This is a genomic window from Streptomyces sp. adm13(2018) (assembly GCF_008042145.1).
Classification (GTDB): Bacteria; Actinomycetota; Actinomycetes; order Streptomycetales; family Streptomycetaceae; genus Streptomyces.
On the sequence record NZ_RDBH01000125.1, the window covers coordinates 71,956 to 87,749 of the forward strand.

Below are 15,794 nucleotides of genomic sequence, written 5' to 3' on the forward strand. Positions count from 1 at the left end.
CGTCCTGAACCTTTCGCTTCCCCGGTCCGTGAGACTGTGTGGCCCCTTCTCCCACCGCTCGGGAGGAGGGGCCCCCGCACGCCGGACGGCTCACAGGTCTAAACCAATTGCCCGGAGGCCCTTGTCACCCGGGCCTTCGACTGATGAGCTATGACGCGGGACACATACGCACAGAGGACGCCCTGGGAAAGGGAGATGTCGTGAGCAACGAAAGCCTGGCCAATCTGCTTCGGGAAGAGCGACGGTTCGCGCCGCCCGCCGAGCTGGCCGCGGACGCCAACGTGACGGCGGAGGCGTACGAGCAGGCCAAGGCGGAGAGGCTGGGCTTCTGGGCCGAGCAGGCCAAGCGCCTGACCTGGGCCACCGAGCCGACCGAGACCCTCGACTGGTCGAACCCGCCGTTCGCCAAGTGGTTCGCCGACGGCGAGCTGAACGTGGCGTACAACTGCGTCGACCGGCACGTCGAGGCCGGCCACGGCGACCGGGTCGCCATCCACTTCGAGGGCGAGCCGGGCGACAGCCGCTCGATCACCTACGCCGAGCTCAAGGACGAGGTGTCCAGGGCGGCCAACGCCCTGACCGAGCTGGGTGTCCGGAAGGGCGACCGCGTCGCCGTCTACCTCCCGATGATCCCCGAGGCGGCCGTCACGATGCTGGCCTGCGCCCGCGTCGGCGCCGCCCACTCGGTGGTCTTCGGCGGCTTCTCCGCCGACGCCGTGGCCTCCCGGATCCAGGACGCCGACGCCAAGCTGGTCGTGACCGCCGACGGCGGCTACCGCCGCGGCAAGCCGAGCGCCCTCAAGCCGGCCATCGACGAGGCCGTCGCCAAGTGCCCGCAGGTCGAGCACGTCCTCGTGGTCCGCCGTACGGGCCAGGACACCGACTTCACCGAGGGCCGCGACGTCTGGTGGGACGACATCGTCGCCCGCCAGTCCGCCGAGCACACCCCGGAGGCCTTCGAGGCGGAGCACCCGCTCTTCATCCTCTACACCTCCGGCACCACCGGAAAGCCGAAGGGCATCCTGCACACCTCCGGCGGCTACCTCACCCAGGCCGCGTACACCCACCACGCCGTCTTCGACCTCAAGCCGGAGACCGACGTCTACTGGTGCACCGCCGACATCGGCTGGGTCACCGGACACTCGTACATCGTCTACGGCCCGCTGGCCAACGGCGCGACGCAGGTCATGTACGAGGGCACCCCGGACACCCCGCACCAGGGGCGGTTCTGGGAGATCGTGCAGAAGTACGGCGTCACGATCCTCTACACGGCGCCCACCGCGATCCGCACGTTCATGAAGTGGGGCGACGACATCCCCGCCAAGTTCGACCTGTCCAGCCTCCGGGTGCTGGGCTCGGTCGGCGAGCCGATCAACCCCGAGGCCTGGGTCTGGTACCGCGAGCACATCGGCGCGGGCAAGACCCCGATCGTGGACACCTGGTGGCAGACCGAGACCGGCGCGATGATGATCTCGCCGCTGCCGGGCGTCACCGAGACCAAGCCGGGCTCCGCCCAGCGCCCGCTGCCGGGCATCGCCGCGACCGTCGTCGACGACGAGGCCAACGAGGTGCCGAACGGCGGGGGCGGCTACCTGGTCCTCACCGAGCCGTGGCCGTCGATGCTCCGCACCATCTGGGGCGACGACCAGCGGTACATCGACACCTACTGGTCCCGCTTCGAGGGCAAGTACTTCGCCGGCGACGGGGCCAAGAAGGACGAGGACGGCGACATCTGGCTGCTCGGCCGGGTCGACGACGTCATGCTCGTCTCCGGTCACAACATCTCGACCACCGAGGTCGAGTCGGCGCTCGTCTCGCACCCCGCCGTCGCCGAGGCGGCCGTCGTGGGCGCGGCCGACGAGACGACCGGCCAGGCGATCGTCGCGTTCGTCATCCTGCGCGGCACGGCCAGCCAGGACGAGAGCCTGGTCGCCGAGCTCCGCAACCACGTCGGCGCGACCCTCGGCCCGATCGCCAAGCCGAAGCGGGTCCTGCCGGTGGCGGAGCTGCCGAAGACCCGCTCGGGCAAGATCATGCGCCGGCTCCTGCGCGACGTCGCGGAGAACCGGGAGCTGGGCGACGTCACGACCCTGACCGACTCGTCGGTGATGTCCCTCATCCAGACCCAGCTGCCGAGCGCCTCCAGCGAGGACTGAGCCCGGCCCGTCCACCGCGGACTCCCCGCGGCCACGACACGAACGCCCGCCCCCGCCCCACCCGGACGCCCCTCGGAGGGACGAAAGCCGCGAGATTCCCTAAAGTGATTCTCGCCGGACACACCCCACGCGCGTTGGGTACGGTAAGGAGAGCGTCAACGACGCGACAAGAAAACCTAGGTGCGCCGGGAAGTCTGGTCGGCATGTGCTTCGTCCTGCCCGCCCGACCGGAGGTTCTCCCCCGTGCCCGCGCCCGCACCCACCGACCGTAAGTTCCTCGGCAGGCTCTCCCTGCCCGAGCGCCGGTACCTCACCGACGCCCTGCGGACCGAGACCGTCGGCGGTGTCCTGCTCCTCGCCGCCGCCGTCGCCGCCCTCGTCTGGGCCAACACCCTGGGCGGCAGCTACGAGGCCGTCAGCGACTTCCACCTGGGCCCCGCCGCCCTCGGCCTCGACCTCTCGATCCAGCACTGGGCGGCCGACGGCCTCCTCGCGGTCTTCTTCTTCGTCGCCGGCATCGAGCTCAAGCGCGAACTCGTCGCCGGTGAGCTCCGCGACCCCAGGGCCGCCGCGCTCCCCGTCATCGCCGCCCTCTGCGGCATGGCCGCGCCCGCCCTCGTGTACGCCCTGGTCAACACCCTCGGCGACGGCCCGATGGACGGCTGGGCCGTCCCCACCGCGACCGACATCGCCTTCGCGCTCGCCGTCCTCGCCGTGATCGGCACCTCGCTGCCCTCCGCGCTGCGCGCGTTCCTGCTCACCCTCGCCGTCGTCGACGACCTCTTCGCCATCCTGATCATCGCGATCTTCTTCACCAGTGACCTGAACTTCGCCGCGCTCGGCGGCGCCTTCGCCGGACTCCTCCTCTTCTGGCTGCTGCTCCGCAAGGAGGTCCGCGGCTGGTACGTGTACGTCCCGCTGGCCCTGGTCATCTGGGGCCTGATGTACAACAGCGGCGTCCACGCCACCATCGCCGGCGTCGCCATGGGCCTGATGCTCCGCTGCACCACCCGGGAGGGCGAGGAGCACTCCCCCGGCGAGCACATCGAGCACCTGGTCCGCCCGCTCTCGGCCGGCCTCGCCGTCCCGCTGTTCGCGCTCTTCTCGGCCGGCGTGAGCATCTCCGGGGGCGCGATCCACGACGTCTTCACCCAGCCCGTCACCCTCGGCGTCGTCCTCGGCCTCGTCGTCGGCAAGACCATCGGCATCTTCGGCGGCACCTGGCTCACCGCCCGCTTCACCCGGGCGGAACTCAACCCCGACCTGTCCTGGCCGGACGTCTTCGCCGTCGCCACCCTGGCCGGCATCGGCTTCACCGTCTCGCTGCTCATCGGCGAGCTCGCCTTCGCCGGGGACGAGACCCTCACCGACGAGGTGAAGGCCGCGGTCCTGGTCGGCTCGCTCGTCGCGGCCGTCCTCGCCTCCGTCCTGCTGAAGCTGCGGGTACGGAAGTACCAGGCGCTCGTCTCCGCCGAGGAGCGCGACGACGACGAGGACGGCATCCCCGACATCTACGAGGAGGACAACCCGGAGTACCACCTCCGGATGGCCGCGATCTACGAGAAGAAGGCCGCGGAACACCGGGAGCGCGCCCAACTGGCGGGGGCACCGCGCGACGGGGCCGACCGTCCGGCATGATCTGAGTCGGACCGCGCAGAAGAGAACGCGGACCGCAGAAGAGAAGAGGGAGCAGCGATGAGCGACCCGTACGACGGAACCGAGCGCAGTCTCGGCCAGCTGGTCGCCTCGGCGACCGCCGAGATGTCCGCACTCGTGCACGACGAGCTCGCCCTGGCCAAGGCCGAGATCAGGCAGGACGTCAAGCGCGGTGTGATCGGGAGCGCGGCCGGCATCACGGCCGCGGTCGTCCTGCTGTTCTCGCTGCCGATGCTGAGCTTCGCGCTCGCGTACGCCATCAACACCTGGACCGGCGGGCACAACGGCAACGGGGGCTGGAACCTCGTCTGGTGCTTCCTGCTCTCCTTCGCGGCGAACGTGCTGCTCGCGGTGCTGCTCGGCGTGATCGCGTACGCCAAGTTCAAGAAGGTCAAGCCGCCGGAGAAGTCCATCGCCTCCGCCAAGCAGACGGCCGCGGTGATCTCCACCGTCAAGCCGCACCCGCGCCCCGAGCCCGCCAAGGCCCTGGACAAGGCGCTGGACAAGGCTCCCGCTGTGGCACGCTCGTCGGTATGACCCTCCCCGAGAGCAGCAACGGCGGGCCCGTCCGGCTCGACGGGCCGTGGACCCATCGCGACGTGGCCGCCAACGGCGCCCGCTTCCACATCGCCGAGATGGGCGACGGCCCCCTGGTGCTGCTCCTGCACGGCTTCCCGCAGTTCTGGTGGACCTGGCGGCACCAGCTGCCCCTGCTCGCCGAGGCGGGCTTCCGGGCCGTCGCGATGGACCTGCGCGGGGTCGGCGGCAGCGACCGCACCCCCCGGGGCTACGACCCCGCCAACCTGGCGCTCGACGTCACCGGGGTGATCCGTTCGCTGGGCGAGCCGGACGCGGCGCTGGTCGGGCACGACCTGGGCGGCTACCTCGCCTGGACGGCGGCCGTCATGCGGCCCAAGCTGGTGCGCCGGCTCGTGGTGTCCTCGATGCCGCATCCGCGCCGCTGGCGCTCGGCGATGCTCTCCGACTTGGCGCAGTCGCGGGCCGGGTCGCACATCTGGGGCTTCCAGCGGCCGTGGCTGCCGGAGCGTCAGCTGGTCGCGGACGACGCGGCGCTGGTGGGCGAGCTGATCCGGGACTGGTCGGGGCCGAAGCCCGTACGCCCTTCCGATGAGGAGGCGATCGAGGTGTACCGGCGGGCGATGCTGGTGCCGTCGACGGCGCACTGCTCGATCGAGCCGTACCGCTGGATGGTGCGGTCCCTGGCCCGCCCGGACGGCATCCAGTTCAACCGGCGCATGAAGCGTCCGGTGCGGGTGCCGACGCTGCATCTGCACGGCTCCCTGGACCCGGTGATGCGGACCCGCAGCGCCGCGGGGTCCGGCGAGTACGTGGAGGCGCCGTACCGCTGGCGGCTCTTCGACGGCCTCGGGCACTTCCCGCACGAGGAGGACCCGGTGGGCTTCTCGACGGAGCTCGTCAACTGGCTGAAGGACCCCGAGCCCGACCGCTGAGGGAGCCGAGTCCGACCGCTGAGGGAGCCGGGAGCGACCGCTGGGGGAATCGGGACCGGGATCCCCTCCGTACGGCCTCCAGCGGGCGGCTGACGGCCCCTCTGGCGGCCGCGGTGCGCACAGACTTCCTTCGAACGGCCATGTGCCCCGTGCATACTCCAATTGGCGGGCCCCGGGGCGATTACCGACCTTGGGCCACGGGCACACGTCGAGGTATGGGCTGGACGCACGACTACAGTGACACGGCATCACGCAACCGCCGCTCGGCCGTCGGGCAGGGCTCCCGCGAGGGGGCCGGACCGCCGGACCCGGCCGGTCGGCACGCCACGCAGGGGGTGGGGATCTCGCGCATCCTCCGCCGCCGGGCCCGCTGGGTGTCCGCCCGGCTCCGGCACCCCCGCGACACCCCGTAACAGCACCGCACACGCTCTGGGGCCCCGACCGACGGTCGGGGCCCCAGACGTCTGCCGACGCCAGCGGGCTACAGCGCGCAGGCCTCCGTGTCGACCTGCTGGTTCGCGGTCCTGCCGCGCTCGATGTCCTCACGGATCTCGTCGACGGTCAGGGCGTAGCCGGTGTTCGCGTCGTCGAGGGAGCGGGCGAAGATCACGCCGTACACCTCGCCGTCCACGGTGAGGAGCGGGCCGCCCGAGTTGCCCTGGCGGACGGTCGTGTACAGCGAGTACACGTCCCTGCGGACCTCGCCCCGGCGGTAGATGTCGGGTCCGTCGGCGTTGATGCGGCCGCGGACGCGCGCCGAGCGCACGTCGTACGAGCCGTTCTCCGGGAATCCGGCGACGATCGCGCTGTCGCCGCTGCGGGCGTCCTCGTCGGTGAAGGCCAGCGGGGTGGCTTCGAGGTCGGGCACGTCGAGGACGGCGATGTCGCGCCGCCAGTCGTAGAGGACGACCTTGGCGTCGTAGAGCCTGCCCTCGCCGCCTATCTGGACGGTCGGCTCGTCGACCCCGCCGACGACGTGGGCGTTGGTCATGATCCGGCGGTCGGCGAAGACGAATCCGGTGCCTTCGAGGACCTTGCCGCAGCTCTGCGCGGTGCCGACGACCTTCACGATGGAGCGCTGGGCGCGCTCGGCGACGGGGCTCCGGGCGAGCTCCGGGTCCGGGGGCACGACCGGGGTGATCGGTTCGTCGGCGAAGGGGCTGAAGACCGGCGGGAAGCCGCTGCGGGCCAGGGTGGAGCTGAAGTCGTCGAACCAGCGGGACGCCTGAGACGGCATCACCTGCTCGACGCCGAGCAGGACCTTGGAGGTCCGCACCTCCTTGCCCAGGGTGGGCATGGTGGTGCGGGCGAGCCCGGAACCGATCAGCCAGGCCACCAGCAGCATCGCGACGACGTTGACCAGGGCACCGCCGGTGGCGTCGAGGGCGCGGGCCGGCGACCAGGTGATGTGCCGGCGCACCTTGTTGCCCAGGTGGGTGGTGAAGGCCTGGCCGACGGAGGCGCAGACGATGACCACCATCACGAAGACGACCGTCGCCGTGGTCGAGACCTCGCTGTTGTCGGTGAGCTGGTCCCAGAGGACGGGCAGCAGCAGGACGGCGACGAGGCCGCCGCCGAGGAAGCCGATCACCGACAGGATGCCGACCACGAACCCCTGGCGGTAGCCGATGATCGCGAACCACACGGCGGCGAGCAGCAACAGGATGTCCAGCACGTTCACCGTCAGATGCCTCGCAGATTCGTTTCCGGACTCCGGCGTTCTCGCCGGTCCGCCGGGGTTTCAGCCGTCTTCGCCGGGGATCAGCCTGTCATGAGCGCCAGTCGAGCGGGACCTGCCTGGACCGGTCCCAGGGGCGCTCCCAGCCGGAGAAGTGCAGGAGCCTGTCGATCACTCCGGCGGTGAAACCCCAGACCAGGGCGGACGCGACCAGGAACGCGGGGCCCTGGTGGCCGCTCGGGTGGACCGCGGTCGCGCGGTTCGCCGGATCCGTGAGATCGGCCACGGGCACGGTGAAGACCCGGGCGGTCTCGCCGGGGTCGACGACCCCGACGGGGCTGGGGGCGCGCCACCAGCCGAGGACGGAGGTGACGACGAAGCTGCTGACCGGGATGTAGAGCGGGGGGAGGACGGCGAAGAGCTGGACGCCGGCCGGGTCGAGACCGGTCTCCTCCTGCGCCTCCCGCAGGGCGGCGCGCAGCAGACCGCCGTCCGCCGGGTCGCCGTCCTCGGGGTCGAGGGCGCCGCCGGGGAAGGAGGGCTGTCCGGCGTGCGAGCGGAGGCTGCCGGCCCGCTCCATGAGGAGCAGCTCGGGGCCGCGCTCGCCCTCGCCGAAGAGGACGAGGACGGCGGACTGCCGCCCCGCGCCGCTCGCGGGCGGCAGGAAGCGGCTCAGCTGCTCGGGCCGGACCGTGCGGGCGGCCCGGTCGACGGGCCCGAGCCAGTCGGGCAGCCCGTCCCGGCTGAGCAGCCCGGTGCCGGGTCCGTGGATCTCTTCGTCAGTGCGCGTCATAGGCACCCCCGGATTTCACAACGCCTTCGATGTACGGGTTCGTTCCCTCCGCAGCTCTCGCGGTGGGCCGGGAACGGGTTCAGCCGCCGCTCGCGCCCAGCGGGGGCGCCGGGCGGCCCGGGTAGCCGGGCGGCGGGTCGAGCCGCTGGCCGGGGAAGCCGCCCATCTCGTACTTGAGCAGCTTCCTGGCCTTCTCCGGGTCGGTCTCCCCCTCGCCGTACGACGGGCAGAGGTGGGTGATCGGGCAGGCGCCGCAGGCCGGTTTGCGGGCGTGGCAGATGCGGCGGCCGTGGAAGATCACCCGGTGGGAGAGCATCGTCCACTCGCTCTTCGGGAAGATCGTGGCGACCTCGGCCTCGATCTTCACGGGGTCCTCGGACTCGGTCCACCGCCAGCGCCTGACGAGCCGCATGAAGTGGGTGTCGACGGTGATGCCGGGGACACCGAAGGCGTTGCCGAGGACGACGAAGGCGGTCTTGCGGCCCACGCCGGGGAGCTTGACGAGGTCCTCCAGGCGGCCGGGGACCTCCCCGCCGAAGTCGTCCCGAAGGGCCGCCGCGAGCCCCATGATCGACTTGGTCTTGGCGCGGAAGAAGCCGGTGGGGCGGATGAGCTCCTCGACCTCCTCGGGCACGGCGGCGGCGAGGTCCTCGGGGGTGGGGTACTTCGCGAAGAGGGCCGGGGTGGTCTGGTTGACCCGCAGGTCGGTGGTCTGGGCCGAGAGGACCGTGGCGACCAGCAGCTCGAAGGGGCTGCGGAAGTCGAGCTCCGGATGGGCGTACGGGAAGACCTCGGCGAGCTCGCGGTTGATCCGGCGGGCCCGGCGGACCATCGCGAGCCGCGACTCGGGCTTGGCGGGCTTCGCGGTCTTCGCGGTCTTCGCGGTCTTCGGGGTCTTCGCGGTCTTGGCGGTCTTGGCGGTCTTCGCGGTCTTGGCGGTCTTGGTGGGCGCCGCAGGGGCGGCGGGCTGGGCGGGCTTGGACGCCGTGGAGCCTCTGGACGGCTTCCTGGCGGCCTTCGCGGCCTTCACCGCCTTCGCCCCCTCGGCGGGCGCCACGGACTTCCCCGGCTCTCCCGACCCCGCAGGCTTCCGATTTGCGGCTTTCACCCGTTTCGACACACCGCGTTCGCCCACAGCGGAATTACCTTCGGCCGACACTCTTTCAGCCCCCTTGGCCTGCGCTCTCACCGGCGAGTTGGACACCCGGCCAGCCTAGGGGCCGACACCGACATCCGCCCCGGGCGTGGCCGATCAGCCCCCAATCGGGCCCCTGACGTACGGTCGGGCGGCTCGGTACGTCAAACTTGTTGTGATTGATCGCACTGTTTTGTACGTCCGGCATCATGGGACGCAGGTCCCTGAGCAGGTCGACAGTATGGAGAGAACTCGTGGACGACGTTCTGCGGCGCGCCCCGCTCTTCGCGGCGCTCGATGACGAGCAGGCTGCCGAGCTGCGCGCCTCGATGAGTGAGGCGACGCTCGCCCGAGGCGACGCGCTCTTCCACGAGGGCGACCCCGGCGACCGCCTGTACGTGGTCACCGAGGGCAAGGTGAAGCTGCACCGCACCTCCCCCGACGGCCGGGAGAACATGCTGGCCGTCCTCGGCCCCGGCGAGCTGATCGGCGAGCTGTCGCTCTTCGACCCGGGCCCGCGCACCGCCACCGCCACCGCGCTGACCGAGGTCAAGCTGCTGGGCTTGGGCCACGGCGACCTCCAGCCCTGGCTGAACGCCCGCCCCGAGGTGGCCACCGCGCTGCTGCGCGCCGTCGCCCGCCGGCTGCGCAAGACGAACGACCAGATGTCCGACCTGGTCTTCTCCGACGTGCCGGGCCGGGTCGCCCGCGCCCTCCTCGACCTGTCGCGCCGCTTCGGCGTGCAGTCCGAGGAAGGCATCCACGTCGTCCACGACCTCACCCAGGAGGAGCTGGCCCAGCTGGTCGGCGCCTCCCGCGAGACGGTCAACAAGGCGCTCGCCGACTTCGCCCAGCGCGGCTGGCTGCGCCTGGAGGCCCGCGCCGTAATCCTGCTGGACGTGGAGCGCCTCGCGAAGCGCTCGCGCTAGTCGTCGCACGCGAAGGGCCGCCCCCGCCGACCGGCCGGGGCGGCCCTTCGCGTGTGTACGCCGGACGGGCCGGCCGTCAGCGCTTCGAGCCGTCGACGATCACCGGCGCCGAGGAACCGTTCGCGCAGGGCACGGTGTAGACCGGGTTCTTCGCGGCGGCCTCCTTGAACGCGTCGATGCACTGGTTCATCAGGACCTTGTCCGTCAGCGAGTCGTTGAGGATCCGGTTGGCGCGGGCGATGCCCTCCGCCTCGATCCGGCGCCGGTCGGCCTCGGCCTTGGCCGTGCGGGCGGCCTCGGTGGCGCGCTCGGTGGCCTGCTGCTGCTGGATCTTGCGGTCGATCTGGGCCTGGAGCGAGTCCGAGGGCTTCACATTGCGCAGGTTGACCGTGGTCACGTCGATGCCGCGCGGGGCGAGCCGCTCCTTGATCAGCGAGCCGATCTCGGCGTTGATCTTCTCGCGGTCGGAGGCGTAGCCCTGCTCGCTGGAGTAGCGGGCGAAGACGTTGCGGACGATCTCCCGGCTGTCCGGGTAGACCAGCCGCTGCTGGATGGCGTCCTCGCTGCCCGCGAGCTTGTACAGCTCGACCGACTTGGTCGGGACGACCGCCCACTTCACGGTGACCTCGGCGTACATGACACCGCCCTGCGAGGAGCGGACCTCGACCACGTCCTTGTCGGACAGGTTGAGGTCGACCGGGCGGGTCGAGAAGGTCGTGACGTCGGTGAAGGGCGACTTCACGTGCATGCCGGAGGTCATGGGCGAGCCCACCTTGCCGAAGGCGACCGGCACGCCGACCTCGTAGGCGCTGATCACGTACGTCATGCTCACGATCAGCGAGAACACACCGGCCAGGACGGCGCCGAGGGCGCCGAACCGCAGCCCCTTGGAGTCGGTGGCGCGGCCGACGAAGAAGAGCACCACCGCGGCTATGACCAACAGGATGGCGATGACGAACACGGGCGTTCCCCCCGGAAGCTAGGTCAGAAGTAAGCGGAGCGTAAAGCACGGGTCAAGACGACCGACGCGCCGGGGGGCCGCTCGGTTCCGGATCGTGACGCCTCCGGGTCGTGACGCCTCCGGCCCACTCTCAGACCAGACCCCGCCCCTTCAGGTACTCCAGCTGCGCCCGTACGGACAGCTCGGCGGCCGGCCACAGCGAGCGGTCCACGTCCGCGTACACGTGGGCGACGACCTCCGCCGAGGTCCGGAGGCCGTTCTCGACCGCCGTCTCCACCTGGGCGAGCCTGCTCGCGCGGTGGGCCAGATAGAACTCCACGGCCCCCTGCGCGTCCTCCAGGACCGGCCCGTGGCCCGGCAGGACCGTGTGCACCCCGTCGTCGACGGTGAGCGAGCGCAGCCGCCGCAGCGAGTCCAGGTAGTCGCCGAGGCGGCCGTCCGGATGGGCCACCATCGTCGTCCCGCGGCCCAGGATCGTGTCGCCCGTGAGGACCGCCCCGTCGGCCGGCAGGTGGAAGGAGAGCGAGTCGGAGGTGTGGCCGGGCGTCGGGACCACCCGCAGCTCCAGGCCGCCGACGGCCACCACGTCCCCCGCGCCGAGCCCCTCGTCGCCGAGCCGCAGCGCCGGGTCGAGGGCACGCACGGGCGTGCCGGTCAGCTCGGCGAAGAGCCCGGCGCCCTCGGCGTGGTCCGGGTGGCCGTGCGTCAGCAGCGTGAGCGCGACCCGCTTGCCGAGCTGCTCGGCGGTGGCGATCACCCGGCGCAGATGGCCCTCGTCGCGCGGTCCGGGGTCGACGACCACGGCGCGGTCGGAGCCGGGCTCGGAGAGCAGCCAGGTGTTGGTGCCGTCGAGGGTCATCGCCGACGGGTTCGGCGCGAGGACGTTCACGGCGCGCTCGGTCGCGGGCCCGGAGGTCACGAGTCCGCGCGGCTGGCCGGGCAGGGCGGCGGCGTCGCTCATCGGGCGCCCCCGGTCGAGATGATCTTGGTGAACTCCTCGTGCCCCGGCCAGCTCAGGACCAGCGCGTCGCCCTCCAGGCGCGCCTGGGCGAGGACGGGGGCCATCTCCTGCTCCCGGGCCCCCGCGAGGGCCTCGGCGGCCGTGCCGTACGGCTCCAGGGCGCGCAGGGTCGAGATGGTCGGCGGCATCATGGTCAGCTCGCCCCGGTCGTAGCCGGCCGCGGCCTCCGCCGGGCGGATCCAGACGGTCCGGTCTGCCTCCGTGGAGGCGTTCCTGGTGCGCTGCCCGGCCGGCAGGGCGGCCACGAAGAACCAGGTGTCGTACCGGCGCTGCTCGAACTCCGGCGTGATCCAGCGGGCCCACGCCCCGAGCAGGTCGGAGCGGACGACGAGCCCGCGCCGGTCCAGGAACTCGGCGAAGGAGAGCTCGCGGGCGACGAGCGCCTGCCGGTCCCGCTCCCAGTCCTCACCGGTCGTGTCGCCGACGACCGCGTCCCCGGTCTCCCCGGCGAGCAGGACGCCCGCCTCCTCGTACGTCTCGCGGACGGCGGCGCAGACCACGGCCTGGGCCTGCGCCGGGTCGTCGAGGCCGAGCCGGGCGGCCCAGGTCTCCCGGGAGGGCCCCGCCCAGCGCACCGGGTGCTCGTCGCGCGGGTCGACCCCGCCGCCGGGGTAGGCGTACGCGCCGCCCGCGAAGGCCATGGAGGTGCGGCGGCGCAGCATGTGGACGTCGGGACCGGTGTCCCCGTCCCGCAGCAGCAGGACGGTGGCGGCGCGCCGCGGGACCACCGGGGTGAGCTCACCGGCGGCGAGGGCGCGGATGCGGTCGGGCCACTCGGGCGGGTACCACTGACCATTCGACATGGCCGGATGGTATGCGCACGTACGTGAATGCACGAGAGCCGGTCCTCGCGCACGGCCCCTTGCGGGCGCGTGCGGGAGAACCGGCTCCGCGGTGTCGTACGGCGTCCGGGCGGCCAGGCCCGTACGGCGCGGCCGCGGGACGGCGCCGTACGGGGCCGGACGCCCGCGTCGTGCGGGCGGGTCCTGCCGCCCGAGACGTACAGGCGGGTCCTGCCGCCCGAGACGTACAGGCGGGGTGGGTCAGGCCTCGGTGAGTTCGACCTGGAGCTCGACCTCGACCGGGGCGTCGAGCGGCAGCACGGTCACGCCGACGGCGCTGCGCGCGTGCACGCCCTTGTCGCCGAGGACCGCGCCCAGCAGCTCGCTGGCGCCGTTGACGACGCCCGGCTGCCCGGTGAAGTCGGCGGCGGAGGCGACGAAGCCGACGACCTTCACGACCCGCTTGATCCGGTCGAGGTCACCGGCGACCGACTTCACGGCCGCGAGGGCGTTCAGCGCGCAGGTGGCGGCGAGCTTCTTGGCCTCCTCGGCGGTGACCTCGGCGCCGACCTTGCCGGTCAGCGGGAGCTCGCCGTTCACCATCGGGAGCTGGCCCGAGGTGTAGACGTAGACGCCCGACTGCACGGCCGGCTGGTAGGTGGCCAGCGGCGGCACCACGGCCGGCAGGGTCAGGCCGAGTTCGGCCAGCTTCGCCTCGACGGCCCCGCTCACGACTTGGCCCGCTTCAGGTAGGCCACGAGCTGCTCGGGGTTGTTCGGCCCGGGCACGACCTGGACGAGCTCCCAGCCGTCCTCGCCCCAGGTGTCCAGAATCTGCTTGGTCGCGTGCACCAGAAGCGGCACCGTGACGTACTCCCACTTGGTCATGGGGCCGACTGTATCCGCTGGCGCGGAGCGGTTCTCCGACCCGGCCCCCGAAGCCTCCCCTAGGGAGCTTCTCGGGGGCGGCTGCCTGATTGGGCGGCGCCGCCAGTGGTTAGGCTCGACAACGTGAGCAGGCTCCAGGTCGTCAGCGGCAAGGGCGGTACCGGTAAGACGACGGTCGCCGCCGCCCTCGCGCTCGCCCTCGCGACGGAGGGCAAGCGCACCCTCCTCGTCGAGGTCGAAGGCAGACAGGGCATCGCACAGCTCTTCGAGACGGAGGCCCTTCCGTACGAGGAACGCAAGATCGCCGTCGCCCCCGGCGGCGGCGAGGTGTTCGCGCTGGCCATCGACGCCGAGCGCGCGCTCCTCGACTACCTCCAGATGTTCTACAAGCTGGGCAGCGCGGGACGGGCCCTCAAGAAGCTCGGAGCGATCGACTTCGCGACGACGATAGCGCCGGGGGTACGGGACGTCCTGCTGACCGGCAAGGCGTGCGAGGCGGTCCGGCGGCGGGAGAAGGACGGCCGCCCGACCTACGACCACGTGGTCATGGACGCGCCCCCCACCGGCCGCATCACCCGCTTCCTGAACGTGAACGACGAGGTGGCGGGCCTGGCCAGGATCGGCCCGATACACAACCAGGCGCAGGCCGTCATGCGGGTCCTCAAGTCGCCCGAGACGGCGGTGCACCTGGTGACCCTGCTGGAGGAGATGCCGGTCCAGGAGACCGCGGACGGCATCGCGGAGCTCCGGGCGGCCGAACTGCCGGTGGGGCGGGTCGTGGTGAACATGGTCCGGCCCCACATCCTCGACGAGGCCGCCGTACGGGCCGCCGCCGGCGACCACCGGGAGGCGATCGCCAGGACGCTGGCCTCCGCGGGCGTCTCGGGCGGCACGACGCTCGTCGAGCCCCTCCTGGAGCAGGCGTCCGAGCACGCCCGGCGGGTGGAGCTGGAGCGGGCTCAGCGCACGGTCCTGGAGGGCGTCGGCGTCCCGACGTACGAGCTGCCGTTCCTCGGGGACGGGGCGGACATCGCGGGGCTCTACCGGCTGGCGAAGGAACTGCGGAAGCAAGGGGTGGGCACGTGACGGAGAAGTCCCCGGGCAGCGGCACGTCCCCGGCCCCGACGCCGACCCCGACCGACGACGACCCGGCAGCGGCGCCCGAGGCGGGCGGGCTCGACGCGGCGCCCGGCGGCGGAGCCGAACCGGACGACCGGGCCACGGCGCCCGACACGCAGGGGCCCGGCTCGGCGCACGAGGCACGCGGGCTCGACGCGGTGTCCGAGGACCGCGGGCTCGACGCCGTTCCCGTCCTGGAGCTCGACCCGCTGATCGACGACCTCGGCACCCGGATCATCGTGTGCTGCGGCGCCGGCGGGGTCGGCAAGACGACCACGGCGGCGGCGCTCGGCGTGCGCGCGGCGGAACGCGGCCGGCGGGTCGTCGTCCTCACCATCGACCCGGCTCGCCGGCTCGCCCAGTCGATGGGCATCGACTCCCTCGACAACACCCCGCGCAAGGTCGACGGGATCAAGGGCTCCGACGGCGGCGAACTGCACGCGATGATGCTGGACATGAAGCGGACCTTCGACGAGATCGTCGAGGCGCACGCGGAGCCCGGCCGGGCGCGGGCGATCCTGGAGAACCCCTTCTACCAGTCCCTCTCGGCCGGATTCGCCGGTACGCAGGAGTACATGGCGATGGAGAAGCTGGGCCAGCTGCGGGCCCGCGACGAGTGGGACCTGATCGTCGTGGACACCCCGCCGTCCCGCTCCGCGCTGGACTTCCTGGACGCACCGAAGCGGCTCGGGTCCTTCCTCGACGGGAAGTTCATCAAGCTGCTCATGGCCCCGGCGAAGGTGGGCGGCCGGGCCGGGATGAAGTTCCTGAACGTCGGCATGTCGATGATGACGGGGACTCTGGGCAAGCTGCTGGGGGGTCAGTTCCTCAAGGACGTGCAGACGTTCGTGGCGGCGATGGACACGATGTTCGGCGGGTTCCGGACCCGCGCCGACGCCACGTACAAGCTGCTCCAGGCCCCGGGCACGGCCTTCCTCGTCGTCGCCACGCCGGAGCGGGACGCGCTGCGGGAGGCCGCGTACTTCGTGGAGCGGCTGGCCGCCGAGGAGATGCCGCTGGCGGGTCTCGTCCTGAACCGCGTGCACGGCAGCGCCGCCGCGTCGCGGCTCTCGGCCGAGCGGGCGCGGGCCGCGGCGGAAAATCTTGACGAGCGCCGCATTGTGGATCAGGGCGACGGGAAGACTCCCCGAGGTGGCTCCCCGGCCACCGAGCCCGAGCCGTCCCACCTCGCCACCGCCGCCACC

Annotated in this window: 16 protein-coding genes; 8 read left to right on the forward strand and 8 right to left on the reverse strand. The window is 72.1% G+C overall.

Features of this window, described 5'->3' with window-relative positions:
• Window positions 1–200 precede the first annotated feature (200 nt).
• The 5 genes from acs to EAO70_RS39265 all read left to right on the forward strand — a co-directional run bounded on the left by acs (window position 201) and on the right by EAO70_RS39265 (window position 5,697).
• Window positions 201–2,156 carry an acetate--CoA ligase gene (gene acs / locus EAO70_RS16085; protein WP_148003663.1) on the forward strand — a complete coding sequence of 652 codons (1,956 nt, stop codon included), beginning with the start codon at window positions 201–203 and terminating at the stop codon, window positions 2,154–2,156.
• A 243-nt stretch (window positions 2,157–2,399) separates the two neighbouring features.
• Complete coding sequence (gene nhaA, locus EAO70_RS16090; RefSeq protein WP_148003664.1) at window positions 2,400–3,794, forward strand: Na+/H+ antiporter NhaA; 1,395 nt, start codon at window positions 2,400–2,402, stop codon at window positions 3,792–3,794.
• 57 nt (window positions 3,795–3,851) lie between these two features.
• Window positions 3,852–4,349 carry a phage holin family protein gene (locus EAO70_RS16095; RefSeq protein ID WP_073908084.1) on the forward strand — a complete coding sequence of 166 codons (498 nt, stop codon included), beginning with the start codon at window positions 3,852–3,854 and terminating at the stop codon, window positions 4,347–4,349.
• Complete coding sequence (locus tag EAO70_RS16100) at window positions 4,346–5,284, forward strand: alpha/beta fold hydrolase (protein ID WP_148003665.1); 939 nt, start codon at window positions 4,346–4,348, stop codon at window positions 5,282–5,284. Before EAO70_RS16095 ends, EAO70_RS16100 begins: the two co-directional genes overlap by 4 nt.
• Before the next feature lie 215 nt (window positions 5,285–5,499).
• A complete protein-coding gene (locus tag EAO70_RS39265) occupies window positions 5,500–5,697 on the forward strand; it encodes a hypothetical protein (RefSeq protein ID WP_148003666.1) in 198 nt (65 codons plus the stop codon).
• Window positions 5,698–5,765: 68 nt separating this feature from the next.
• Here the strand turns inward: EAO70_RS39265 and EAO70_RS16110 are convergent, their stop codons facing one another.
• The 3 genes from EAO70_RS16110 to nth all read right to left on the reverse strand — a co-directional run bounded on the left by EAO70_RS16110 (window position 5,766) and on the right by nth (window position 8,890).
• Window positions 5,766–6,965, reverse strand: a complete 1,200-nt coding sequence (locus EAO70_RS16110; protein ID WP_148003667.1) for a MarP family serine protease — start codon at window positions 6,963–6,965, stop codon at window positions 5,766–5,768.
• Window positions 6,966–7,053: 88 nt separating this feature from the next.
• A complete protein-coding gene (locus EAO70_RS16115; protein ID WP_148003668.1) occupies window positions 7,054–7,755 on the reverse strand; it encodes an NUDIX hydrolase in 702 nt (233 codons plus the stop codon).
• A gap of 79 nt (window positions 7,756–7,834) precedes the next feature.
• Window positions 7,835–8,890 (reverse strand): endonuclease III, encoded by a 1,056-nt coding sequence (nth, locus tag EAO70_RS16120; RefSeq protein ID WP_410091282.1) that lies wholly within the window; start codon window positions 8,888–8,890, stop codon window positions 7,835–7,837.
• Between the two features lie 254 nt (window positions 8,891–9,144).
• On the opposite strand from nth, the gene EAO70_RS16130 reads away from it, so the two are divergent.
• Window positions 9,145–9,819 carry a Crp/Fnr family transcriptional regulator gene (locus EAO70_RS16130; protein WP_015034542.1) on the forward strand — a complete coding sequence of 225 codons (675 nt, stop codon included), beginning with the start codon at window positions 9,145–9,147 and terminating at the stop codon, window positions 9,817–9,819.
• A 76-nt stretch (window positions 9,820–9,895) separates the two neighbouring features.
• Here EAO70_RS16130 and EAO70_RS16135 read toward each other — a convergent pair whose 3' ends face one another.
• The 5 genes from EAO70_RS16135 to EAO70_RS16155 all read right to left on the reverse strand — a co-directional run bounded on the left by EAO70_RS16135 (window position 9,896) and on the right by EAO70_RS16155 (window position 13,470).
• Window positions 9,896–10,780, reverse strand: coding sequence for a prohibitin family protein (locus tag EAO70_RS16135; protein WP_148003669.1), 885 nt, complete (start codon window positions 10,778–10,780; stop codon window positions 9,896–9,898).
• Window positions 10,781–10,910: 130 nt separating this feature from the next.
• On the reverse strand, window positions 10,911–11,741 hold the full coding sequence (locus tag EAO70_RS16140) for an MBL fold metallo-hydrolase (RefSeq protein WP_148003670.1): 831 nt from the start codon (window positions 11,739–11,741) through the stop codon (window positions 10,911–10,913).
• Complete coding sequence (locus tag EAO70_RS16145; RefSeq protein WP_148003671.1) at window positions 11,738–12,604, reverse strand: NUDIX hydrolase; 867 nt, start codon at window positions 12,602–12,604, stop codon at window positions 11,738–11,740. The genes EAO70_RS16140 and EAO70_RS16145 overlap by 4 nt, the downstream gene beginning before the upstream one ends.
• A 240-nt stretch (window positions 12,605–12,844) precedes the next feature.
• Window positions 12,845–13,315 carry a RidA family protein gene (locus EAO70_RS16150; protein WP_148003672.1) on the reverse strand — a complete coding sequence of 157 codons (471 nt, stop codon included), beginning with the start codon at window positions 13,313–13,315 and terminating at the stop codon, window positions 12,845–12,847.
• Complete coding sequence (locus tag EAO70_RS16155; RefSeq protein WP_015034547.1) at window positions 13,312–13,470, reverse strand: DUF4177 domain-containing protein; 159 nt, start codon at window positions 13,468–13,470, stop codon at window positions 13,312–13,314. The genes EAO70_RS16150 and EAO70_RS16155 overlap by 4 nt, the downstream gene beginning before the upstream one ends.
• 123 nt (window positions 13,471–13,593) lie before the next feature.
• Here EAO70_RS16155 and EAO70_RS16160 point away from each other — a divergent pair, with 123 nt between their 5' ends.
• Together EAO70_RS16160 and EAO70_RS16165 are read left to right on the forward strand one after the other, a co-directional pair.
• Window positions 13,594–14,556 (forward strand): ArsA family ATPase, encoded by a 963-nt coding sequence (locus tag EAO70_RS16160; protein WP_187283914.1) that lies wholly within the window; start codon window positions 13,594–13,596, stop codon window positions 14,554–14,556.
• 191 nt (window positions 14,557–14,747) lie between these two features.
• Window positions 14,748–15,794: ArsA family ATPase (locus EAO70_RS16165; protein ID WP_261992898.1), on the forward strand; the 1,047-nt coding region annotated here is incomplete at its 3' end.

Excerpts from the sequence above, each read along its gene's own strand:
- EAO70_RS39265 (WP_148003666.1), top strand. The coding sequence starts at position 5,500 with ATGGGCTGGACGCACGACTACAGTGACACGGCATCACGCAACCGCCGC.
- EAO70_RS16145 (WP_148003671.1), bottom strand. The coding sequence starts at position 12,604 with ATGTCGAATGGTCAGTGGTACCCGCCCGAGTGGCCCGACCGCATCCGC.
- EAO70_RS16095 (WP_073908084.1), top strand. The coding sequence starts at position 3,852 with ATGAGCGACCCGTACGACGGAACCGAGCGCAGTCTCGGCCAGCTGGTC.
- EAO70_RS16115 (WP_148003668.1), bottom strand. The coding sequence starts at position 7,755 with ATGACGCGCACTGACGAAGAGATCCACGGACCCGGCACCGGGCTGCTC.
- EAO70_RS16155 (WP_015034547.1), bottom strand. The coding sequence starts at position 13,470 with ATGACCAAGTGGGAGTACGTCACGGTGCCGCTTCTGGTGCACGCGACC.
- EAO70_RS16100 (WP_148003665.1), top strand. The coding sequence starts at position 4,346 with ATGACCCTCCCCGAGAGCAGCAACGGCGGGCCCGTCCGGCTCGACGGG.
- EAO70_RS16140 (WP_148003670.1), bottom strand. The coding sequence starts at position 11,741 with ATGAGCGACGCCGCCGCCCTGCCCGGCCAGCCGCGCGGACTCGTGACC.